General features: G+C 71.5%; 15 protein-coding genes. 7 read left to right on the top strand and 8 right to left on the bottom strand.

What is annotated here, in order from left to right; translation table 11 throughout:
- Nucleotides 1–39 precede the first annotated feature (39 nt).
- Both JQS43_RS24750 and JQS43_RS24755 read right to left on the bottom strand, forming a co-directional pair.
- On the bottom strand, nucleotides 40–987 hold the full coding sequence (locus tag JQS43_RS24750) for a Rossmann-like domain-containing protein (protein ID WP_239676764.1): 948 nt from the start codon (nucleotides 985–987) through the stop codon (nucleotides 40–42).
- A complete protein-coding gene (locus tag JQS43_RS24755; RefSeq protein ID WP_239676765.1) occupies nucleotides 984–2,279 on the bottom strand; it encodes an ATP-grasp domain-containing protein in 1,296 nt (431 codons plus the stop codon). The genes JQS43_RS24750 and JQS43_RS24755 overlap by 4 nt, the downstream gene beginning before the upstream one ends.
- A gap of 150 nt (nucleotides 2,280–2,429) precedes the next feature.
- Here JQS43_RS24755 and JQS43_RS24760 point away from each other — a divergent pair, with 150 nt between their 5' ends.
- The 5 genes from JQS43_RS24760 to JQS43_RS24780 all read left to right on the top strand — a co-directional run bounded on the left by JQS43_RS24760 (nucleotide 2,430) and on the right by JQS43_RS24780 (nucleotide 7,393).
- Nucleotides 2,430–3,404 (top strand): hypothetical protein, encoded by a 975-nt coding sequence (locus tag JQS43_RS24760; RefSeq protein ID WP_239676766.1) that lies wholly within the window; start codon nucleotides 2,430–2,432, stop codon nucleotides 3,402–3,404.
- A gap of 89 nt (nucleotides 3,405–3,493) precedes the next feature.
- A complete protein-coding gene (locus JQS43_RS24765; RefSeq protein ID WP_239676767.1) occupies nucleotides 3,494–4,459 on the top strand; it encodes a GlxA family transcriptional regulator in 966 nt (321 codons plus the stop codon).
- A complete protein-coding gene (locus JQS43_RS24770) occupies nucleotides 4,459–5,085 on the top strand; it encodes a DJ-1/PfpI family protein (RefSeq protein ID WP_239676768.1) in 627 nt (208 codons plus the stop codon). Before JQS43_RS24765 ends, JQS43_RS24770 begins: the two co-directional genes overlap by 1 nt.
- Nucleotides 5,086–5,238: 153 nt before the next feature.
- Nucleotides 5,239–6,768, top strand: coding sequence for an MFS transporter (locus tag JQS43_RS24775; protein ID WP_239676769.1), 1,530 nt, complete (start codon nucleotides 5,239–5,241; stop codon nucleotides 6,766–6,768).
- A gap of 34 nt (nucleotides 6,769–6,802) precedes the next feature.
- Nucleotides 6,803–7,393, top strand: a complete 591-nt coding sequence (locus JQS43_RS24780; protein WP_239676770.1) for a TetR/AcrR family transcriptional regulator — start codon at nucleotides 6,803–6,805, stop codon at nucleotides 7,391–7,393.
- Nucleotides 7,394–7,401: 8 nt separating this feature from the next.
- Here the strand turns inward: JQS43_RS24780 and JQS43_RS24785 are convergent, their stop codons facing one another.
- Together JQS43_RS24785 and JQS43_RS24790 are read right to left on the bottom strand one after the other, a co-directional pair.
- A complete protein-coding gene (locus JQS43_RS24785; protein ID WP_239676771.1) occupies nucleotides 7,402–8,001 on the bottom strand; it encodes a YdeI/OmpD-associated family protein in 600 nt (199 codons plus the stop codon).
- Between the two features lie 41 nt (nucleotides 8,002–8,042).
- Complete coding sequence (locus JQS43_RS24790) at nucleotides 8,043–8,765, bottom strand: polyamine aminopropyltransferase (RefSeq protein WP_239676772.1); 723 nt, start codon at nucleotides 8,763–8,765, stop codon at nucleotides 8,043–8,045.
- A 187-nt stretch (nucleotides 8,766–8,952) separates the two neighbouring features.
- Between JQS43_RS24790 and JQS43_RS24795 the strand changes: the two genes are divergently transcribed.
- Nucleotides 8,953–10,554, top strand: coding sequence for a peptide chain release factor 3 (locus JQS43_RS24795; protein ID WP_239676773.1), 1,602 nt, complete (start codon nucleotides 8,953–8,955; stop codon nucleotides 10,552–10,554).
- 220 nt (nucleotides 10,555–10,774) lie between these two features.
- Nucleotides 10,775–14,311 (top strand): DNA polymerase III subunit alpha, encoded by a 3,537-nt coding sequence (gene dnaE, locus JQS43_RS24800; protein ID WP_239676774.1) that lies wholly within the window; start codon nucleotides 10,775–10,777, stop codon nucleotides 14,309–14,311.
- Between the two features lie 64 nt (nucleotides 14,312–14,375).
- On the opposite strand, the gene JQS43_RS24805 is transcribed toward dnaE, so the two are convergent.
- From JQS43_RS24805 to JQS43_RS24820, 4 genes are all read right to left on the bottom strand, one after another.
- Complete coding sequence (locus tag JQS43_RS24805; RefSeq protein WP_239676775.1) at nucleotides 14,376–18,188, bottom strand: S8 family serine peptidase; 3,813 nt, start codon at nucleotides 18,186–18,188, stop codon at nucleotides 14,376–14,378.
- Nucleotides 18,189–18,278: 90 nt separating this feature from the next.
- Nucleotides 18,279–21,470: a helix-turn-helix transcriptional regulator gene (locus tag JQS43_RS24810; RefSeq protein ID WP_338037142.1), complete on the bottom strand. Its 3,192-nt coding sequence runs from the start codon at nucleotides 21,468–21,470 to the stop codon at nucleotides 18,279–18,281.
- A 343-nt stretch (nucleotides 21,471–21,813) separates the two neighbouring features.
- On the bottom strand, nucleotides 21,814–22,422 hold the full coding sequence (locus JQS43_RS24815) for a hypothetical protein (protein WP_239676777.1): 609 nt from the start codon (nucleotides 22,420–22,422) through the stop codon (nucleotides 21,814–21,816).
- A 45-nt stretch (nucleotides 22,423–22,467) separates the two neighbouring features.
- On the bottom strand, nucleotides 22,468–22,929 hold the full coding sequence (locus JQS43_RS24820) for a hypothetical protein (RefSeq protein WP_239676778.1): 462 nt from the start codon (nucleotides 22,927–22,929) through the stop codon (nucleotides 22,468–22,470).
- Nucleotides 22,930–23,060: the final 131 nt, after the last annotated feature.

Genomic DNA, 23,060 nt, shown 5'->3' on the forward strand with positions numbered 1-23,060 from the left:
GGTGACCTCACGACGCCTCCCCACGGTCGGCCGGTGACCTCACGACGCCTCCCCACGGTCGGCCGGCGGCCGACCGGCGGCCCGGTCCGGGCTGCGGTAGTGGTACAGCACCGTCGGCTCGCCGTGCAGCCAGAAGAATGGGTACGGCTCGGCGGAGGCGGCGGTGACGCCCGCGCGCAGCAGCCGGGGCACCACCCCGCTGCCGGTCTGGGCGAACACCACCAGCGGCACACCGGCCCGTCGCGCGTACGCCAGCAGCGGCGGGAAGCTGCCGTTGCCCAACGTCATGCCGGAGACCAGCAGCGCGTCACAGCCGCGGGCGAGCCCGTCGGCCGCGTCGGCCAGCACCGGTTCACCCCACTCGGTCTCGCCACCGGCCCGATCGCACGGCAGATATCCCACGCCGCGGCGGCGCAGCTGCGCCAGCAACGAGTTCACCACCCCCACCACCAGCACCCGCTGCCCGGCGCGCACCGGCAGCAGCCCGACCACCGCCTGGGCCCGGGCCAACGATTTGGTCAGCGAGTCCCCCGCCGGCACGGTCACCGGCTCCGCCTGCCCGGCCTGGACGGCTGCCGCGTGCGGCCGACTGGCCAGCAGGTACGCGTCGAGGGCGGCGAACCGCACCGCCGGGGTCGGATGGTCCAACAGGGAGTGGATGTCGCGGCCGGCACAGTCGGCGATGACATCGTCGTCGGCTTCACCCGGCTCCACCGCGCAGGAGCCGACCGCGGCGCCGACCCGCAACGACACCGCCTGATTGCGGTACCAGGTGCCGCGGCCCGGATGGTGGGCGCCCTGTCGGGTCACGAAGCCGACGCTCACCCGGGTCTCGGTCGGATCGGGCCCGAGCTGCCCGGCGCGCACCGCGGCCGCCAGCTCGGCGACCGGGTCCGGCACCGTGACCGTAGGCGCGGCCGGCTCACCCGGCGCCGCGACGCCCGGGGCGCCCCCGCTGGAAGAAGTGGTGGTGTCGGCGGCGGTCATGACCCGGCCACCGGGGCCGCGGCCGATGTGTCGGGGACCGGGTCGGCGGCGACCGTCACCAGGAGTTGGTCGGCGAGCTGCTCGGCGCGGGCGCCAGCGCCCCCGCCCGGGTCGGTGACCAGCACCTGACCGACGTACGCGTTGTTGCTCGTCGGGTCGGCCACCCGGGTGCCGGGCGGCTTCACCGACCACTCCACCACCTCGGCTGCGGCGGCGAGGGGGTCGGTGCCAGTGACACTGGTGAGCACGCCGCCGTGCGGTGGCAGCCGGAACGCCACCGCCGCGCTACCCACCCCGGTGTGCTGCGGCTGGGTCGCCGGCCGCTGCCCCGCCGCCAGCTGGGCGGCGACCATCGGCAGGTCGACGCCGGTGACCAGCCGGACCAGCTCGGTGATCTGGTTGCCGGCCGGACGCGGGTTGATCTCCACCACTCGCGGCCCGGCCGCGGTCAGCCGCAGCTCGGTGTGGGCGACACCGCGGTCGAAGCCGACCGCCGACAGCGCCTGCACCGCTGCTTCGGCCGCCGCGGTCGCGGCCCCGGCCGGCAGGTCCGCCGGGAACATGTGCCCGGTCTCGATGAAGCATGCGTCGCCGGCGAGCCGCTTGTCGGTGACGCCGATCACTTCGGTCACCCCGTCGATAGTGACCGTCTCGACGCTCACCTCCGGCCCTTCGAAGATCTCTTCCAGCAGGATCTGCGGCGCCCGGAGCTGTTGGCGGGCGTTGACCGGGAAGCCGGCCAGCGCCTCGTAGGCGGTGCGCAGCTCGGCCCGGTCGCCGACCCGCCGGACGTACATGCCGGCGCACAGGTCGACCGGTTTGCAGATCAGCGGGTACCCGACGCGGTCGGCGGCTGCGGCCAGCTCCGGCCACTGCTCGGCGACGGCGAACCGGCCGGTGGGCAGGCCGGCGTCGCGCATCGCGCGCCGCGTCTGGTCTTTGCGGGTCGCCCGGGCCACCGCCGCCGGCTCCGGCCCCGGCAGGCCCAGCTCGGCGGCGAGCCGGGCGGCGACGGTGAGGTAGTAATCGCAGGAGGTCATTACTCCGTCGAACCGGAACACGGAGTGCCAACGAGCGACCTGCGCCGCCAGCGACTCCGGATCATTGGTCTCGGTCGTGAGCACGTGGTCGGCGGTGAGCAGCGGGTGCACGCCGGGTCCGCGGTAGGCGCGCAGATAGTGCGCCAGCTCGCGGGTGACGAATGTGAACCGGTGCCCCGCCTCGTGGATCGCGCGTGGCAGCAGCGTACTCATGGCGCCGACCCAGCTCTCCACTAGCAACAGATGACCCACCGGGCGCTCCTCTCATCAGGACCGCGCCAATGATAATCGTTATCGTTACAAATCGCAGCGCCACCCCACGCCGATTTGCCGAACATGGAGTGGGGCGGGCGGCACGCATCCGCTGACTGGGCAACCCAGCCCGGTTACCGTGGACCGATCATGACCAGAGAGCGGCTCGAACGCCACCAGGTGTGGTGCTACCTCGCCACCCTCGCGCTCGGCCTCACCGTGGGGACGCTGTGGCCGGCGGTCGGCGAGACCGTCGAGTCGTTGGTCTGGCCAACGCTCGCGCTGCTGCTCTACGCCACCTTCACCCAGACCCCGCTCACCTCGATCCCGACCGCGTTCCGGGATGGACGCTTCTTGCTCACCGCGCTGCTCGGCAACTTCGTCATCATCCCCGCCGTCGTCTGGGGCCTGGTCGCGTTCGCACCCCCCGACGACGCGCTGCGGCTGGGCCTGCTGCTGGTGTTGCTGGTGCCCTGCACCGACTGGTTCATCACCTTCAGCCAACTCGGCCGCGGCGACGCCACCCGGGCCACCGCGCTGACCCCGGTCAGCCTGCTGCTCCAGCTGCTACTGCTGCCCGCGTACCTGTGGCTGATGTCCGGTGCCGAGTTCACCACCGTGTTCACCCCGGGCCAGGTGTGGCCGGCGTTACTGGTCGTCCTGGTGCCGCTCGGGCTGGCGGCCCTCACCGAGTTCTGGTCCGCCCGGCGGCCCGAACCGGAACGGATCCGCCAGCGGTTGGGGTGGTGGCCGGTGCCGCTGCTCTCGGTGGTGATCTTCCTGGTCGCCGCCGCCCACGTCCGCGCGGCGCGGGCCTCGATCGATCTGCTGCCGCCCGTCGTCGCGATCGCGGCCGCCTTCCTCGCCGCCAGCCTGATCGTGGCCCGGATCCTCGCCACCATAGCGAGAATGCCGGCGGCCCAGGGGCGGACGCTGGCATTCTCGCTGGGCACCCGCAACTCGTTCATCGTGTTGCCGTTCGCGCTCGCGCTGCCCGCCGGATGGGAGATAGCCGCGCTGGTCATCGTCGTGCAGTCGCTGGTGGAGCTCTTCGGCATGATCTTCTGCCTGTGGTTTGTGCCCCGGATCCTCTTCCCCGACCGCCCGGCCAGCCCGACGAGCTGACGGCACCCAACGGTGACTCGCCGAGGTGGCCGGATCTGCAAGGTACGTGTCGTTGACGTCAACGTCGACCGGTGGCGACGATTGCTGCCATGCAACGACACGTCGTCATCGTGGCCTTCGAGGGATTCCAACTCCTCGACCTGGCCGGGCCGGCCGACGTGTTCGCGGGCGCCACCCTGCTCGCCGGCGACAGCGGCTACCGGGTCGAGGTCGCCGCGGTCACCGCCGGCGAGGTGGTGGCGCACAACGGGGTCACCATCGTGGCTCCGGTACAGCTCCCCGACCTCCCAGGCCCAGTGGACACCCTGCTGGTGACCGGCGGCTTCACGGTGCCGAGGAGGTTGGCCGACCGGGTCCTCGTCGAGCACATCAACCGGCTGGCCGGTCCCGCCCGCCGCGTCGCCTCAGTCTGCAACGGGGCCATGCTGCTCGCCGAGGCCGGTCTGCTCGACGGCCGCCGGGCGACCACCCACTGGCTCGCCGCCGGCGGCCTCGCCGACAGATATCCGGCGGTCGACGTCGACGCCGAACCGATCTACATCCGTGACGGCAGGGTGTGGACCTCGGCCGGCGTCACCGCCGGGGTAGATCTGGCACTCGCCCTGGTCGCCGAGGACTACGGCCACGAGCTGGCCCGTGACGTCGCCCGCGGCCTGGTGGTGTATCTGCACCGGCCCGGCGGACAGAGCCAGTTCAGCACTCCCATGCTCGCCGCTGTCCCGCGCCAAGACCCGCTCCGGGAGCTGCAGACGTATATCGACGGCAACCCGGCCGCGGACCTCAGCGTGGCCGCCCTGGCGAGTCGGGTGCAGCTGAGCGAACGTCACTTCTCCCGGGTCTTCACCGACCAGACCGGCGTCTCCCCGGGCCGGTACGTGGAGCGCAGCCGGGCCGAGGCTGCCCGCCGCCTGCTTGAGACCACCAACCATCCGCTGGATCGGGTTGCCCGGGAGTCGGGTCTCGGTGCGCCGGAGACCCTCTACCGAACCTTCCGCCGGCACTGGCGGATCTCTCCCGGTGACTACCGTCGCCGATTCAGCTCCAAGGAGGATTGATGCGCAACATCGCCATCCCGCTCTACCCGCGGTTCACCGCCCTCGATGTGGTCGGGCCCTACACCGTGCTGGCGTTCGCCCCGGAGTGCAAGGTGAGCTTCGTCGCCGCGGAGCGGGTCCCGGTCAGCGACGACCGGGGCACGCTGTCGCTGACCGCCAACGCCACGTACGCCGAGGTGTCCCACCCTGATGTGGTGCTGGTCCCGGGTGGTCCGGGGACGATCGAGGCCCTGGCCGACCAGCAGCTGATCGGTTGGCTCCAGGGTGTACACCAGCACACCCAGTGGACCACGTCGGTATGCAGCGGCTCCTTCCTGTTGGCCGCCGCCGGGCTGTTGCCAGGGGTACGGGCCACCAGCCACTGGGGATGGCGGGAGCGGCTGGCCGATTTCGGCGCCGTCCCGGTCGAGGAGCGGGTGGTCTTCGACGGCCGGATCGTCACCGCCGCCGGGGTCTCCGCCGGTATCGACATGGCGCTCGCCCTCCTGGCCGAGCTTCACGACCCCACCATCGCCCAGGCGGTACAGCTGGCGATCGAGTACGACCCGCAGCCACCTTTCGGCGCCGGCTCCCCGGCCACCGCCCCGGCCGGCATGACCGACGCCGCCCTGGCGCTCATTCGCTAGCGCCCACCGGAGGTGAACCGGATCCCACGCCGGCGGAGACTCACCAGCTCCCACCCTGCCAACCCGGTGACGGTTGCCGCGCCGCTGACCGCTCGAACCCCTGTACTAGTTGTACGATAGTCCAAGTAACTGCCTGATGGGGGGAGAGCTGCTGTGTCGGATGTCCAGGTGGCGCGCGCGGGAGCGCGAGAGTGGGCAGGCCTGGGGTTGTTGGCGCTGCCGACGATGCTCCTCGGCCTGGATGTAACCGTGCTCTACCTGGTGCTGCCAAATCTGGCGGCGGCGCTGGACCCGTCGGCTACCCAGACCCTGTGGATCATGGATGCCTACGGCTTCCTCATCGCCGGATTCCTCATCACCATGGGCACCCTGGGCGACCGGATCGGCCGCCGCCGACTGCTGTCGATCGGAATGGCCGCCTTCGCCGTCGTCTCCGTCCTCGCCGCCTTCGCCCCCAGCGCCGAACTGCTGATTCTCTATCGCGCCCTGCTGGGTGTGGCGGGGGCGACGCTGATGCCCTCGACGCTGTCCCTGATCTCGAACATGTTCGCCGACGTACGCCAGCGGGCGGTGGCGATCGGGGTGTGGGCCACCATGTTCGCGCTCGGCATGGCCGCCGGGCCGGTCGTCGGTGGTGCGCTGGTCGACACCTTCTGGTGGGGGGCGGCGTTCCTGATCGCCGTACCGATCGCCGTGGTCGTACTGGCCGGTTCGCGGACCCTGCTGCCGGAGTACGCGGACCCCCGAGCGGGGCGGTTGGACCTGGCCAGCGTCGCCCTCTCGCTCGCGGCGATCCTGTCGGTGGTCTACGCCATCAAGCACACGGCCGCCCACGGGGCGACCGTCAGCGCCGTCGTGCTGCTCGCCACCGGCATCGCCGCCGGGGTGGTGTTCGTGCGCCGGCAGCGACGCCTCCCCTCGCCGCTGCTAGAGGTCAGGTTGTTCCGCAACCGGGCCTTCTCCGCGGCGCTGGCCGTGCTGTTGATCGGGCTGGTCGGGGTGGGCGGAACCATGTACCTGGTAACCCAGTACCTCCAGCTCGTTGAAGGGCTCACGCCGTTCGTGGCCGGTCTGTGGATGGGCCCACCCGCACTGGCGATGCTCGTCGCCGCCATCGGCGCGCCGTTGCTCGCCCGCCGGGTGCGTCCAGGTCTGGTCATGGCGGGCACGCTGGGGCTGTCGCTGCTCGGATACGCGGCGCTGGCCACCGCGGACACCGGCGACGCGCCCCGGGTGGTGGCTGGTTTCGCGCTGATCTATCTAGGCCTCGGGGCGATCGCGGCGCTCGGCACCGACATGGTCGTCGGTGCCGCGCCCGCGTCCCAGTCCGGCTCCGCCGCGGCGATGTCCGAGACGGTGCAGGAACTGGGCGTCGCCGTCGGCGTCGCGCTGCTCGGCAGTCTCGCCACCGCCCTTTACACCGCCCGCATGGTCGCCCCCGCCGGCGTCTCCCCTGAGGTCGCCGACCGGGTCACCGGCAGCCTCTCCGGCGCCCTCTCAGCCGCCGACCAACTGCCCCCACAGACCGTCCCCGCCGCCCAGGAGGCCTTCCTCGCCGGTGTGAACATCGCCTCCGCCGTCGCCGGGGCGGCCATCCTGATCACCACGCTGCTCTGCCTGTCGGCGCTGCGGCAGGTGCGGCCGCTCGGCGCGGACCAGGAGATCGAGCCGGCCCAGCGGTGAGCCGCTCGACTATCCTGGAAGCCCAGGAGGGAGCATGCACCACGCCGAGAGCGAACCCGTCGACGGTCGTCGCGCCCGGGGGCAGAAGCGCCGGGCCGAGATCATCGAAGCTACCCTCGCCGTCGTCACCCGCGACGGTGCCGCCGGGGTCACCCACCGCACCGTCGCCCGACAGGCGGGCATTACGACCAGCCTGACCACCTACTACTTCGCCACCCTCGACGATCTGCTGGTCGCGGCGCTGGCCAGCGTCGCCGACGGGTACACCGCCCGGATCCGCCACATCATCGACGACCCCGGCGACAAGCTGCGCGGGCTGGCCCAGCTGATCGGAGAGTCGGCTGGCGCCGGTCGGGAGCGAGCGCTGGCCGAGCGGGAGTTGGCCACCATGGCCGCTCGGCGACCCGCCCTGCAATCGTTGGCCCGTCGGTGGCGGGAGAACGTCGCCGACCTCGCCGCCACCCTCACCGACGATCCCGCGGCGATCGCCGCGCTGGTCGCCGCCGCCGATGGGCTGTGCACGGCCATCCTGCTCGACAACGCACCCGCCGACCCCGACTACGTGCACCGCGTCCTCGCCCAGGCGCTCGGCGACCGCCTCGACCGGGCCGCCTCGCCCGGCTGAACCGCGCGCTACTGCCCGGCCTGACGGCGCTGCGGATATATCGTCTCACCTCGGCCGAGCATTTCGACAAACTGCGCGATCCGACGGGCCCGGGTCTCGGGCCGCTTGGCGCTATGAATCCGGTGCAGGATCGCGAACCGGTTCTGGCTGGTGAGGATCTCGAACATCGCCTGCGCCGCCGGCTGCGCCGCCAGCGCCGAGGTCAGGTCGGCCGGCACCTCGATGGTGGCCGGGCCGGCATAGGCCGCTTCCCAACGGCCGTCCGCCTTCGCCCGCTCCACCTCGGCGAGCCCGGCCGGGTGCAGCCGGCCCGCCTCGGTCAACCGGGCCACCCGTTCGACGTTCTTCTTCGACCAGATGCTGCGGGCCCGGCGAGGGGTGAACCGCAGACTGCTGGTGGTCTCATCCCGGCGCCGCGCCTGGCCGTCGATCCAACCGAAGCACAGCGCCTCGTTTACCGCCTCCTCGTAGGTGAGACTGGTGGGGTCGGTAGCTCCCCCCTTTGCCAGCACCAACCACACGCCGGGGGCACGGTCATGGTGTGCCGCCAGCCACTCGCGCCACGCGGCGGCGTCAACGACGATCAGTTCCGGCAGTTGCTCAGCCATGCCAGTCAGTGTAGGGACGGCATGGGACAACCCGGCCCAGCTCAGCGGGGGTCGACCGCCACGTAGACGGTATTGGCCGACTCCTGCTCAAGGAACGGGTTGCGGAAGCGCACAGTCTCCGCCTCGACGGTTGTGAACAGGTCGGAGAGCGCAGCGGTGAACCTGGGCTCCGGCGGGTCGTCGGACCACAGCGCGAACACCCCGGCTGGCCGCAGGTGGGCGGCGAGTCGACGCAGCCCGGCCGGCCGATAGAAGTCGCCGTGGCCCGGGTGCAGCAGATGATCCGGCGAGTGGTCGATGTCTACCAGGATGGCGTCGAACTGCCGCCGGGGGCGTTTCGGGTCGAAACCATCGGCGGCGGCCATGGCAAAGAAGTCGCCCTGCACCAGCCGGCAACGGCGGTCGGTGACCAACTGCTCACCAGTCGGCAACAGCCGCCACGTGTGCCAGTCGATCACCGCTTCCAGGGCCTCGACCACCAGCAAGGTGCCGACCTTCGGCTCGGCCAGCACCGTCGCGGCGGTGCATCCGAGCCCGAGACCGCCGACGACGACATCCCAGGGACCGTCGCCGCGGATCCGGGCCAGGGCCAGCCGGGCGAGTTCCACCTCCGCCTGGGTGAACAGGCTGGACATCAGGAACTCGTCGTCGAGCTTGATCTCGTGGACCTCTCGGGCACAGGTGGGATCCCACCGGCGCCGGAGGCTGATCTCACCGATCGGGGTCTGCCGCCAGTCCAGCTCTTCGAAACGGGCACTCACCATGGCAGGCGGCCCTTATCTACCACCATTCGCGCATCGTAGGCCACCTCAGCGCCCACCACCTAGCCCCGCTCCACCCCCACCACCCCACCCGCGCGATCATGGGGCTAGGGACAGAGTCAGCGGCCGATCCGGCACCTATGTCCATGATCGGCCGAGTGGGCGGTGGGGGGAAGCGCAGGTGCAATCGGTGACGGCTCCGGGCCAGGCGAACATCCAGGCAGAGGCGGCCCGGCGGCGTACCTTCGCGGTGATCAGCCACCCGGACGCCGGCAAGTCCACGATCACCGAGGCGCTGGCGCTGCACGCCCGGGTGATCGGGCAGGCCGGCGCGGTCCACGGCAAGGGCGGACGCCGCGGGGTGGTGTCCGACTGGATGGCGATGGAGCAGACCCGCGGCATCTCCATCACCTCGGCCGCGCTGCAGTTCGCGTACCGCGACGTGGTGGTCAACCTGCTCGACACCCCGGGTCACGCCGACTTCTCCGAGGACACCTACCGGGTGCTCACCGCGGTGGACTGCGCGGTCATGCTCCTCGACGCCGCCAAAGGGCTGGAGCCGCAGACTCTCAAGCTGTTTGAGGTATGCCGGCATCGGCGGATCCCGGTCGTCACCTTCATCAACAAGTGGGATCGGCCCGGCCTGGAGCCGCTGGCGCTGCTGGACGAGATCGAGACCCGGATCGGGCTGCGGCCGACACCGTTGACCTGGCCGATCGGCCTCGCCGGGCAGTTCCACGGGGTGGTCGACCGACGCACCGGCACAGCCATCCACTTTGAACGGGCACCGGGCGGCGCCACCGCCGCCACCGAGCAGGAGCTGACCACCGACGAGGCCGCCCGCCGGTTCGGCGAGGACTGGCAACGCGCCGTCGAGGAGCTGGAACTGCTCGACCTCAGCGACGCCGACCATGATCAGGCCACCTTCACCGCCGCGACAACCACCCCGGTGCTCTTCGGCGCCGCCGTCGCCAACCTCGGGGTACGCCAACTGCTGGACACGCTGGTGGAGCTCGCGCCGGCGCCCGGCCCCCGCCCGGACGTCGCCGGTGAGCCGCGGCCGGTGGCGGCGCCGTTCGCCGGATTCGTCTTCAAGATCCAGGCGAACATGGACCCGGCTCACCGCGACCAGGTCGCGTTCGTCCGGGTCTGCTCGGGGCGCTTCGAGCGGGGTGCGCAGGTCACGAACGGCGCGACCGGCCGGCCATTCGCCACCAAGTACGCCCAGCAGCTGTTCGGCCGGGAACGCGACACCGCCGACTACGCCTACCCGGGTGACGTGGTGGGGCTGGTCAACGCCACCGCGCTGGGCATCGGCGACACCCTCTACAGTGATCGGCCGGTGGAGTTCCCGCCGCTGCCGTCGTTCGCGCCGGAGCATTTCGCGACGATCCAGACCAGCGACACCTCGAAGTTCAAGCGGTTCCGGCGGGGCGTAGCCCAGCTGGACGCCGAGGGCATCGTGCAGGTGCTGCGATCGGAGGCTCGGGGCGACGCCGCCCCGGTGCTCGCCGCGGTCGGTCCAATGCAGTTCGAGGTCGCCACCCACCGGTTGGCGGCCGAGTTCGGCGTACCCACCACTGTGGACCATCTACCTTACCAGTATGTCCGCCGTACCGATCCGGCTGGGCAGGAGGCGCTGAGCCGGGTCCGCGGCATCGAGGTGCTCACCCGGGTACGCGACGGGGCGCTGCTGGCGCTCTTCCCGAACCGGTGGCGGCTGGACATGATCGCTCGGGAGAATCCCACGGTACGGCTGGACCCGCTACTCGCCGACGCCGACGACCGGTGACGGGTGACCGGTGACGGGTGACCGGTGACGGGTGACCGGTGACGGGTGACCGGTGACGGGTTCGACAGATTCGGCAGCCGACCTCGGCCGGTCTGCGCAAGCGGCTGGGCGGGAGTGCGTACGCTATGGGCTGACCTTGGCGGATTGCGGACCAGGCGACGCCGGGTGTGACGGTTCTGGCCTCCATCTGGGTTGTATGCCTGGTTGAGGAGGTACCGGCTTGTCCAACCAGTTTGTGCACCTGCACGTACACACCGAGTTCTCGATCCTCGACGGTGCGGCGCGGATCAACGACATGATGACCGAGGTGCAGCGGCTGGGGATGCCGGCGGTGGCGATCACCGACCACGGCAACATGCACGGGGCCAACGCCTTCTACAAAGCCGCCACCGCCGCCGGGGTCACCCCGGTGATCGGCATTGAGGCGTACCTCGCCCCGGACTCCCGGTTCCACAAGAAGCCGGTGCGTTGGGGGCGGCCGGAGCAGAAGGACGACGACGTCTCCGGCGGTGGCCGTTACACCCACGCCACCCTGTGGGCGACGAACAAAACCGGCCTGCACAACCTCTTCGCGCTGACCTCCCGGGCGTCGCTGGAGGGCCAGTACGGCAAGCCGCGGATGGACGCCGAACTGCTCTCCGAGTACGCGGGTGGGCTGGTGGCGACCACCGGCTGCCCCTCCGGGGAGGTGCAGACCCGGCTGCGGCTGGGCCAGGAGGAGGAGGCCCTCGCCGCCGCCGCCCGCTACCAGGACATCTTCGGCAAGGAAAACTACTTCCTGGAGCTGATGGACCACGGCCTGGATATCGAGACCCGGGTCCGCTCCGGGTTGCTCGACATCTCCCGCAAGCTCGGCATCCCGCCGGTGGTCACCAACGACTCCCACTACACCCAGGAAGACCAGGCCAGCGCCCACGACGCGCTGCTCTGCGTGCAGACCAACGCCCGGATCACCGACACCAAACGGATGCGCTTCGGCGGCTCCGGCTACTACCTGAAGTCGCCCGCCGAGATGTACGGCGTCGACGGCTCCGACGCCTGGCTGGAGGGGTGCCGCAACACCCTGGTGATCGCCGAGCGGGTCGAGACCGAGGGGATGTTCGCCTACCACGACCTGATGCCCCGGTTCCCCACCCCGGAGGGTGAGACCGAGGAGAGCCTGTTCACCAAGGAGGTCTGGGCGGGGATGGCCCGCCGTTACCCCGGCGGCATCCCGGAGGACCGGCGGGCCCAGTGCCAGTACGAGGTCGAGGTCATCAGCTCGATGGGGTTCCCCGCCTACTTCCTGGTGGTGGCCGACTTCATCCGGTGGTCGCGGGAGAACGACATCTCGGTCGGCCCCGGCCGCGGCTCCGCCGCCGGCAGCATCGTCGCCTACGCGCTGGGCATCACCGACCTGGACCCGCTCACCCACGGTCTGATCTTCGAGCGGTTCATCAACCCGGAGCGGGTCGAGCGCCCCGACATCGATGTCGACTTCGACGAGCGTGGGCGGGCCGCGGTGATCCGCTACGTCACCGAGAAGTACGGCGACGACCGGGTGGCCCAGATCGCCACCTACGGCACGATCAAGGCGAAGGCCGCGATCAAGGACGCCTCCCGGGTGCTCGGCTACCCGTACGCGCTCGGCGACCGGATCACCAAGGCGATGCCGCCGGCGGTGATGGGTAAAGACATCCCGCTCTCGGCGGTCACCGACTCCGGCCACCCCCGTTACCACGAGGCGACCGAGGTCCGGGCGCTGGTCGACTCCGAGCCCGACGTCGCCAAGGTCTTCGACATCGCCCGCGGCCTGGAGGGGCTGGTCCGGCAGACCGGGGTGCACGCCGCCGGGGTCATCATGTCCGCGGAGCCGCTGATCGAACACATCCCGCTGATGAAGCGGGAAGACGACGGCGCCATCATCACCCAGTTCGACTACCCCACCTGTGAGTCGCTCGGACTCATCAAGATGGACTTCCTGGGGCTGCGTAACCTGACCATCCTCGCCGAAGGTCTGCGTAACGTCGAACGCAGCACCGGCCGCAGGATCGACCTGGATTCGCTGGGCCTCGACGACCGCCCCACCTACGAGCTACTCGGCCGCGGGGAGACGCTCGGGGTCTTCCAGCTCGACGGCGGCCCGATGCGGTCACTGCTGAAGATGATGCGGCCGGACAACTTCGAGGACATCTCGGCCGCCATCGCGCTCTACCGGCCCGGCCCGATGGGCGCCAACAGCCACATCAACTACGCGCTGCGCAAGACCGGCCAGCAGGAAGTGGTGCCGATCCACCCGCACCTCGCCGAGGCGCTGGAGGAGGTGCTCGGCCCCACCCACGGCCTGATCGTCTATCAGGAGCAGGTGATGGCGATCGCGCAGAAGTTGGCCGGCTACACCATGGGGCAAGCCGACAACCTGCGTAAGGCCATGGGCAAGAAGAAAAAAGACGTGCTCGACAAGCAGGTCGTCTTCTTCCGGGACGGGATGCGGGAACGCGGCTTCTCCGACGAGTCGATCCAGACCCTGTGGGACATCCTGCTGCCCTTCGCCGACTACGCCTTCAACAAGGCCCACTCGGCCGCGTACGGCCTGATCGCGTACTGGACCGCCTACCTGAAGGCCAACTATCCGGCCGAATACATGGCGGCGCTGCTCACCTCGGTCAGCGACGACAAGGACCGGATGGCGCTCTATCTCGGCGAATGCCGCCGGATGGGGGTGAAGGTGCTGCCCCCCGACGTCAACGAGTCAGAGGGTCCGTTCAAACCGGTCGACGGCAACATCCGGTTCGGCCTGCACGCGGTCCGTAACGTCGGCACCAACGTGGTGCGTTCGATCATCGAGACCCGGAAGGCGAAGGAGGCGTTCACCTCGTTCGCCGACTTCCTCGCCAAGGGTGAGCTGGTGGTGTGCAACAAACGCACCATCGAGTCGCTGATCAAGGCCGGTGCCTTCGACTCGCTCGGGCACACCCGGCGCGGCCTGGTCGAGGTGCACGAGGCCGCGGTCGAGGACGCCCACCACATCAAACGCCGGGAGGCGGAGGGGCAGTTCTCGCTCTTCGACGACCTGGTGCAGGCCGACGAGCCGGCGGCCGGGTTGACGCTGACGGTGCCGGAGCACGAGTGGGAGAGCAAGACCCTGCTCGACTTCGAACGGGAGATGCTGGGCCTCTACGTCTCCTCGCACCCGCTCGCCGGCGCCGAGCACCTGCTCCGCCGCAACTGTGAACAGGCGATCACCCAGATCGAGGACGACGAGCTGCCCGACGGGGCGCACGTCACCCTGGCCGGGATGATCGTCGGCCTGAACCGGCGGGTGACCAAGCAGGGCAAGCTGTGGGCCTCGGCCAGCCTGGAGGACCTGGACGGCGCGATCGAGGTGCTCTTCTTCCCCAGCACCTACGACGCGGTCTCGGACCAGCTCGCCGACGATCTGGTGGTGGCGCTCAAGGGCAAGGTCAACCGGCGCGACAGCGGCAGTGTCTCGGTGGTGGCGCACGACCTGGCGGTGCTGGACACCAGCGCGGTGGCGGCGGCCGGTGGCCGGCCGGTCACCATCCGGATGAAGGACTCCGCGGTCACCGAGGGCGCCGTGGAACGGCTCCGGGAGGTCCTGGTGCAGCATCAGGGCGACACCGAGGTCCGGCTGGAGCTGCGGTACACCGGCAACCGGCAGCCGGAGCTGTTGAAGCTGCCCCGTTACCGGGTGCAGGTCTCACCGGCGCTGATGGCCGACCTGAAGGCGCTGGTCGGCTCCGGCAGCGTGTTGTAGAGCGGTGACGTGATGGTGGGGCCGGCCGAGACCCCGGGCCGACCCCACCACCCCCGTCGCGAATTCAGTCCAGATTGACCCGCCAGCCCCGCTCGATATATTGGCGCAGTTGGTTTCCGGCCTGGTCGGTGGCGACCACCCGCACCGAACCGAACTCGGCCGCCGCCGGGGCGGCCGGGACGGTCGCCTCGAACCCGCCGTCCACCTCGCTGACCGGCGCGGCCGCCCAGCTCGCACCGTCGTCGAAGGACACTTCCACGGTCAGCTCGAAGTCACCGGGCCCGGTCACCCCCGGCTGGTAGCCGGGCACCAACCGCAGCGGGTACGCGTCGGTCGCCTCGACCTGGTTGTGCAGCCCGGTCTCCAGGTGGTAGTCGAGCTGCACCAGCGGCAGCACCTCCCGCCCATCGACGGGCCGGCCGGAGCTGAACTCCCAGCTGGACTCGGTGACCACCGAGGTGCCGGCCCAGTTACCGGCGCCGTTGCGGACTATCAGCTCCACTTCGTACCATGACTCCTCCGGCGGCACCGACACCTGCAGATCCGACCAGTCACCCTCGCCGACCAGCTCACCGTCCCGGTACACCCGCATCACCACCTCGTCGCCGAGCTGGTGGTATGGATACCCGTACATCCGGCCGTTGTCGTAGAGGTAGGTGGGGATGTTGAACCGCAGCGCGTCGTGGAACCGGGCGGCCGGCAACCCGATCGCCTCGTAACCGGGCAACTCTGGCACACCGGGCCGGGTCAACGCCCCCCACCACTGCTGCTGGTAGACCTCGCCGGGGTGGTAGCGCTCGACGCCGGTCCAGATCCAATACATCCCGGGGAACTCATGATGCGGCTGACCGAACCGCTGCCACCGCACCTGCTCGGTGCTGATGAACTCGGTCCGGTGACCCGGCGCGTTGCGGGTCCGCCCCATACGCAGCCCGAACTCGGAGCTACCCAGCAGCGCCACCCATGACTCCATCCGGCCGGTCTCCGCCGAGTCGGCGTGGAACGCCGACTCGACCGTCGCCAGCTCCGCCTCGTCGACCACCTGCCGCTCCCCGCCGGGGAACCGGCCCGCCGTGTGGAAGGCTAGGTCGTAGGTGTACGCGGGGTCGATCACCCCGTGCAGGTCCAGCTCCAGCTCCGGGTCGGCGGCGAGCTGCTCCCGCAGCGCCATGCCCTCGCCCTGGTTGAGCCGGTAGCTGGGCAGGAAGCTGGTGTTGTCCGGGTCCCACCAGTTCGCCGGCTCGTCGTTGTGCGCCAGCAGCAGCACCGCCCCGGCCTCGGCCGCAGCCTGCGACTGGTCGGAGATGTAATGACCGGACCGGGCCCGGGTCACCAGCGCCACCTTGCCGGCGGCGTCCACCGACGCGAACTCCTCCGGCGTCCCCTCTCCGGCGTAGACCACCGGCAGCGACTCCTGGCCTTCGTAGACCAACCGTTGCGTCGCCAACACCGGGGTCGTTTCGATCGGCGCCCCGTCCGGGCCGGGCGCGGAGAGTCGCAGCAGCGGCTCCGACTCCTGCCACAGCACCGACGCCTCGAAGACCCCAGTGTCGGCCTCATCGCTGGGAAGCAGGTAAAGGTCGGTGCCGGTGAGTCCACCACTGGACGTGGTGGCGATGGCCCGGTCGCCGACCTGCCGGTGCCACAAGATGTCGAACGAATCGGTCACCGTCTCCCGTGGCGTCTCCACCTGGAAAGGTTCGGCGTCCCGGCCGTCATACCGCAGCGTCAGGTCCCTCGCCACCGTGAGCTCCGGGTCGCCGCCGAAGACCACGCTGCTCGGCGGGAAGGCACCCGCCGGCGACTGCACCGAGAAGACCAACGTGTACCGCCCGGCGGGCAACTCGAGCTGGGTCTGGCCGTCGAAGAACCAGCCGTAATACATCTGCCCGGTCTCCAGGTTCCACGCCTCGACCGAGCCCGAGCCGGCCGGCTCCCCGTCCCGGTCGACTCCCTCGACCGTGACCGTATGGATCGGCGGCGGGAGGGTGGCGGTCAGCACGGTCTGCACCGGCGCCGACTGGTTCCGCCGGTCCTCGGCCAGGATGTAGCCGGTATAGGTGCCCGGCGTCGTCGCCTGGGTCAGCAGCGACACGTCGGCGCTGGCCGACCCGCCCGGGGGGATCACCAGCGCCGCCGGCCGGATCCGCACCACCGGCCGGGCGTCGTTGAGGTCGCCGGCCGCGTTGACGTGCGGCGTCAACCGCAGCGTCATCGGCTGGTCGGAGTGGTTCTGGTAGGTCAAGGTGCGGGTCTCGAACCGGCCCGACTGCCCGACCTCGCCCAGCGACAATGCCGCGTCGCTCACCGCGACCGTCGCCGCGACCGACGCGGCGGCGTCGAGCCGGCCGCCGCCCTGGAACGAGACCCGCTCGTCGAGCGGTTCGGCGGTGGCGACCAACCGGGCCTTCAGCTCCGCCGCCGTATCGTCCGGGTGCTGTTGGGCCACGATCGCGGCCGCCCCGGCGGCATGCGGCGCCGCCATCGAGGTGCCGCTCATCGCGGTGTAGTAGTCGTCGATCAGCTGCCCCGAGCTGGTGCCCGCGGCGCGGGCGGCGACGACATCCACCCCGGGCGCCACCAGCTCCGGCTTGATCGCCGAGTCGCCGGGGCGCGGCCCCCGCGAGGAGAAGTCCGCCGGCTGGTCGTGATGGTCGGTGGCGCCCACGGTGAGCGCGTGCTCGGCGGCCCCGGGCGCGGTGATGCTGCCCTCGGCAGGGCCGATGTTGCCGGCCGACACCACGAACAGCACCCCCGACTCTTCGGTGAGCCGGTCCACCGCCATGCTCAACGGGTCCGAGCCGTCACTCGGGAACGACGAACCGAGGCTCAGGTTGACCACCCGCGCTCCGGCCTCGACCGCCCACTCCATCCCGGCGATCACCCAGTCGTCGTAGCCGACACCGGCGTCGCTGAGTACCTTGCCGATGAGCAGCTCGGCGCCGGGCGCCACCCCGGGACGCCCGCCGTCGGCGGCCTCACCGGTCCCGGCTACGGTCGCGGCCACATGCGTCCCATGGCCCTGCCGGTCGATCCCGACCACGCCGGCCGGGTCCTCGTCGGGCGTGAAGTTCGCCGAATCCGCGACCTGGCCCACCAGGTCCGGGTGGTCCGGATCGTAGCCGGTGTCGAGCACCGCCACCGCCACCCCGGCGCCGTCGTACCCGAGCTCCCACGCGGCCGGGGCACCGACCTGGCCCACGCTCTCGCCGAGCGTCGGCTCGACCTGACCGTTCAGCCACACCCGTTCGGCCGCTGCGAGCTGCGGCTCCGGATCCTGGGCCGCGGCCGGCTCCGGCCCGCGCAACGCCTCCCACACCTGCCGGATCTCCGATTTGTCCACCTCGACCGGCAGCGCGTCGATGCTCGACAGCACCCCGACCTCACCGCCGGGCGCCGCCCCCGCCGGAAGCGCCGCCAGATCGGGCGCCGCCAGCAGCAGCGGCAGGTCGTCCCGGGACCGGTCGTCGTACCCCTGCGCCACCAGCCCGGTGACGTTGAACAGCCGCTCGTCGAGCACGCCCGCGGCCAGGTACGGCTGCACCTCGGCCGGGATCACATGGACCTGGCCGTCCTGCTGGTAGATCTGCGGCGCCGCCCCGCTCGCCGGAACCGCCGGCTCGGCGAGCCACGCCGACTGGGTGCCGTCCGGGCCCTGATGCACCACCACCACATCGCCGGTGAGCAGGGTCACCGGGACGGTGTCACCTGCGGACGGCGGCGCGGCCATCCCGCGTACCGGGTCGGCCGGTGCCGGGGCGGCAGTCGCTGGTACGGCCGATCCGCCGAGCAGCGCGGCGAGCGCCGGCACCACCACGGCGATCCGCCATCGCCGGGCCGGCCGCTCCCCGCCGGGGGGTAATGGGATGGGGGACATCAACATCCTCTTTCTCCGGGCGTCACAACGGCGGCATCGCCGTCACCTGATCACGCTCACCCGGTACGGCCGAGGTTGCGATTGGGTAGATCACCCATTCTTGGCCGGCGCGGCCGGCAGCTGGCCCGGCTCGCCCGCCGACCCGGCCGGCTCCGCGACCAGCAGGCCGGTGTCCGCGGCGGCCACCGCGAGCCGGGTACGCGAGGTGACCGCCAGTTTCTGCATCGCCTTCTGCAGATGGCGGTCGATGGTGCGGGGCGACAGGTACAGCACCTTGGCCACTTCGCGGTTGGTCAACCCCTGCGCGACCAGCCGGACCACCTCCAGCTCGCGGGGGGAGAGCTGGTCGCCGTAGCCGCGCCGGCCACCCCGCCAGGTACGCGCGACCTCCACCCCGAGTTGCCGCAGCCGGTACGCCAGCCGGTCGGCGTCCCACCTGGCACCGAGCGCCCACAGCCCCTGCTGCGCCGAGGTCAAAACCGGCAGCGCCCGGTCGTCCTCGCCGGCCGCGAGCAGGTAGCCGCCGTACCGCTCCAGCGTCAACAGCTCCTCGTAGCGCCGGGGCAGCGCCGCCCACGACTGCGCGGCCGCGAGCGCCAACTCTGCGGCGCGACCCGGCTCACCGGCGGCGTTCGCCACGATCGCCCGGCACACCTGCGCGGCGGTCGCTGGCGCTGGCGCTGGCGCGTCCAACCCCGCCAGCGCGGCGACGTACTCCTCGGTCAGCCGGGTCGCCGCCGCCCGTTGCCCGGCCCGCACCAGCGCCGCCACATGGACCGGCGCCAGGTCGGTCGCCCACAGCCAGACCCCCTTGCCGGCGATCAGGTCGATACCGGGCTGGGTGACCCGGATCGCCTCCTCGACCGCGCCGTCGGTGAGCCACAGCCGGCCCAGCGCCGCCGCCGGCAACAGCTGGGTGTCGACCAGCCCGCGGTGGGTGGCCTGGCCGAGGATCTCCCGCAGCTCCGGTTCGGCCGCCGACCGGCGGCCGGCCGCCAACGCCAACAGCGCGGTGACCAGCCTTGCCTCCAGGTACGCCTCGGGTAGGGTGTCGTCGGCGTCGGCCAGCTCCGCCACCCGGCCGGCCAGCCCCGCCCACGCCCCGGTGTGCCAGTCCAGGTACGCCCGGGTGAGCCGGGCCGAGTTGAGCAGCCGCTCGTAGCCGGTGTCGCGCATCAGCTGCTCGGCGGTGCGTAGCCGCTGCTCGGCGTACGAGTAGTGGCCCCAGATCACCCCCATGTGGCCGGTGTTCATGGCGCACCGCGCCAGCTGCCGCCGCTGGCTCAGGGTCGGCGCGTCATCGCCGAGCTCGGTCGCCGCCCGCCAGCCGGCTGCCTGACCGAGCAGCAGCAATGCGCCGACCCGGTCGACCGCCAGCGACGTCCGCTCGGCCTGGTCGGCGACCTCCGGCAGCAGCGCGGTGGCGCCGTCCAGCCAGCTCAGATGCTGCTCGACCGGCCAGGTGTTGCCGCGCGGGAACCCCAACGACATCATCGCCCGCGCCGCCAACGTGGGGTGCCCGGACAGTTCGGCGCAGGCCGCCTGGGTCTGCGCGTACGCCTCCTCGAACTCGCCGAGCTGCAGGTGGAGCCGGCCCAACCAGAGCCGGACCGGCCCCCGGTCGGTCGCGGTCGTGTCCGCATCGGACAGCACCTCCCGGAGCGTGCCGGCTACCTCGGCCGCCACCTCGCCGAGCGAGGCCACCCCACCGACCGCCGCCTCACCCAGCTTGCCGGCCAGCCGGGCCCGCGCGGTCGGCGGCGGTGGCGGGGCGGTGTCGAGCAGCCCCCGCAGGGCCGCCACCGCGGCGAGTTCATCCCCGGAGGCCAGGGCCAGCTCGGCCGCGGCTTCGGCGTAGCGGCGCCAGCCGGCGATGTCGCCGGCCTCCCGAAGATGGTGACTCAGCCGGGCGAACGGCGGATTGTCCAGCCGCATCAACACCTGCCCGGCCTGCTGGTGCAGCCGCCGGCGCTCGGAGGCCGGGGTCGCCTCGGCGATCGCCCGGGCCGCCAGCACGTGGCTCACCTCGAACCGACCCGGCTCGGCCTCCCGCAACAGCCCGCGGGCCAGCAGCTCCGCCACCCCGACCTGCCCCGCCGCCGGGTCGAGCCCGGCGACCGCTCGCAGCGTCGGCTCGTCAGCGGGCTCCGCCAGCAGCGCCGCCGCGGTGAGCAGTCGCCGGCCCACAGAGTCCAATCTCGACACCCGCTCCAACACCGAGTCCCGAACCGTCGGTGGGACCGCCAGCCGGTCGATGTCCCGGCGGCGCAGCCGGCCGTCGCCCCCGGCCCGGTCGCCACCGCCGGCCCGGTCGCCGCCCCCGCGCAGCTCGCCACGGTCCCGTAGTAGCGACAGCGTCTCCGCGAGCGCCAACGGTAGACCCTGGGTATGCGCGTGCAGGAACTCCACCAGCTCGTCGTCGGCCGCCTCCGCCGGGAAGACCGACGCGACCATGGCGGCGGTCGCGGTTGCGCTCAACGGCGCCAACGCGAGCCGTACCGTGGGTAGCCGCGCCGGCGGCCGAGAGGTCAGCCGCAACAACGGGGAGCCCGACGGGACATCGGTCGGCCGGTAGGTGAGCACCATGCTCACCGGCGGGTGCCCAGTGGTCGCCAGCGAAGTCAGCAGTTCCAATGTGGCGGCGTCCGCCCAATGGGCATCCTCGACCACCAGCACCTCGGTGCCGAGAGCCTCGAGCAGCTCGGCCAACGCCCGGAACAGCCGGTGCCGGACCGCGCGCCGGTCGTCCAGCGGCTCCAACGCCGGTGGCAGCTGATCACCCCACTCCGGAAACAGCGGCCGCAGCGCCCCGGCGAGCGGGCTCAACGGCACCGGACCTGCCTGCCGCCACCGGCGGCTGAGCGCCTCCACCAGCGGGCCGAGCGGAAATGGTTCCCGCAGCGGCGGGCACGCGGCCTCGACCACCACCGGCTGCGGCGCCGCCGTCCGCAGCGCCTCCGCCAGCAGCCGGGATTTGCCGATCCCGGCCTCCCCCTCGATCAGCAGCAGCACCGGCGACTGCGCTATCGACGCCGCCACAGTGGTTACTTCTCGATCGCGGCCGACGAACGCCGGAAGGGCCGACCTGGCCCCCGCCGGTTGGTCGGCCTGCTCCACCACTGCGTCCCCCGTCCCCCTGCGACCCCCATACCGGTAATCGCCCCCCGCGCCTGCCAGGGCACGATCTTGCGGTCCAAACCCTAGAGCGGCGGACGGCCGAACGGCGCTCCACCTTCCGTACCGATTGGGAGATGGCCGGTGATAGCACCATTTGATCATCATCCATCGCCACAGCTCAGGTGGTTTGTGGGACCGTTTGCTCTGCACACGTATACGCCATCGGGGGGCTGTTGGCTGCAAGATCGGCGGGCAGATCGTCTCACCCGACTTGGTGGGCTGAGTGGTGCCTGGTTTGCCAGTAGAACCCGCTTTGTCGCCCTAGTGGATCACCACTCAACCCACCAAGAGGGCCAACCTGGCGCGCCGGTGCGACGGCGGTCGCACACCGGCGAAGTCGCACACCCCGAATTGGCCAAGCGCAGGCGTATAGGTGTGCAGAGAAAACGGTCCCGCAGACCCACCTGAGCTGCTGCGATGCCTAATGATCAAGGCAGGCTAGGCCAGCTCAGAACCCGTGGTCTGCGCAGGCGTCGGCGAGGCGTTCGGTCGCCTCGGCCAGGCCGTCCTGGTCGTATAGGTGAACCGCTCGCTGGATGTTGAGACCAGCCTGTTCGAACTCGTGGAACCGGTCATCGGAGAGCCCAGCCGCCAGCCCGTAGCCGGAGGCGGCGAGCCAGCCATCGGCGGGCACCTCGCCATCGGTGATCACGAACTCGGCCTCGGTCAGCTCCCAGTCGGTCAACGCCTGGCAGGCACCCCGGGCGAACCGTTCCGCATCGGGTCCGCCAGCGGCCGTCCCGCCGCCGGAGGGCGTGCCGCCGCCGGAGAGCGTGCCGCCGCCGAGGGCCGCGCCGCCCACCCCGCCGGCGATCCCGACCGCCACCGCGGCCAGCGCTGCCAGCAGCAGCGGCCACCAGCTCCGCCGCGGCGCGGGGCCGGTAGCTGGCTCGACACCGCCACCGGCCGGGGGGTACGGCGAGGGCGGGGGGTACGGCGAGGGCGGGGGGTACGGCGAGCCCGCGGGGTACGGCGAGGGCGCCGGAGCGGGCGGGGGCGAACCCGCCGACGGGAAGGCGCTGGAGTCACTGTGGTCGGGGACGGGCGGATGGGACAACGTGGCCTCCTCGGCAGGGAGAAACGCGGGCGCGAAAAGCGACGGTCAGAGTCCGCGGTCGGCGCAGAGCTCAGCGAGCGCGGCCTCAGAGTCGGCCAGCGCGTCGACATCGAGCCGGCTCAGGTCCGGCGACGCCGGCGCCTGCCCGGACCCCTCGGAGATGTCGAAGTCCGGGTCCGCCGTCGCCGCCGCATGGGAGTAGCCGATCACCGCGGTCCACAGGTGGTAGGTGACGAACGCGTCATCGCGCCACGACTCCGGGTCGTTCCAGGTGACACCGCCGCGCTGGAAGTCCGCGAGCGCCTGGCAGGCCCCGCGAACATAGCGGTCCTCGCCACCGTCGCCGCTGTCCCGGATGAGCGTGAAGCCGCCCCAGCCGGCGGCGAGGCCGACCAGCAGACCGACGACGACCACTGCGGCGTAGCGCAGCCCACGGCCCCGACTGCCCGGCGGCGGACCAGCCGAGGCCGGGGCGAGCGGTGGGTCGGGGCTGCCGGGGTGGGACACGGAAGGGCTCCTCGTCGGACGGGTTCGGTGGCCACCCGGCATCGTGACACAGCGCCGCAACCGGCCGGCCGACCGCTCCGTCGCAGATTCTCCGGCCGAAGCTAGTGACGCGGAGGGTTCAGTGTGATTAA

This window comes from Natronosporangium hydrolyticum, assembly GCF_016925615.1.
Classification (GTDB): Bacteria; Actinomycetota; Actinomycetes; order Mycobacteriales; family Micromonosporaceae; genus Natronosporangium; species Natronosporangium hydrolyticum.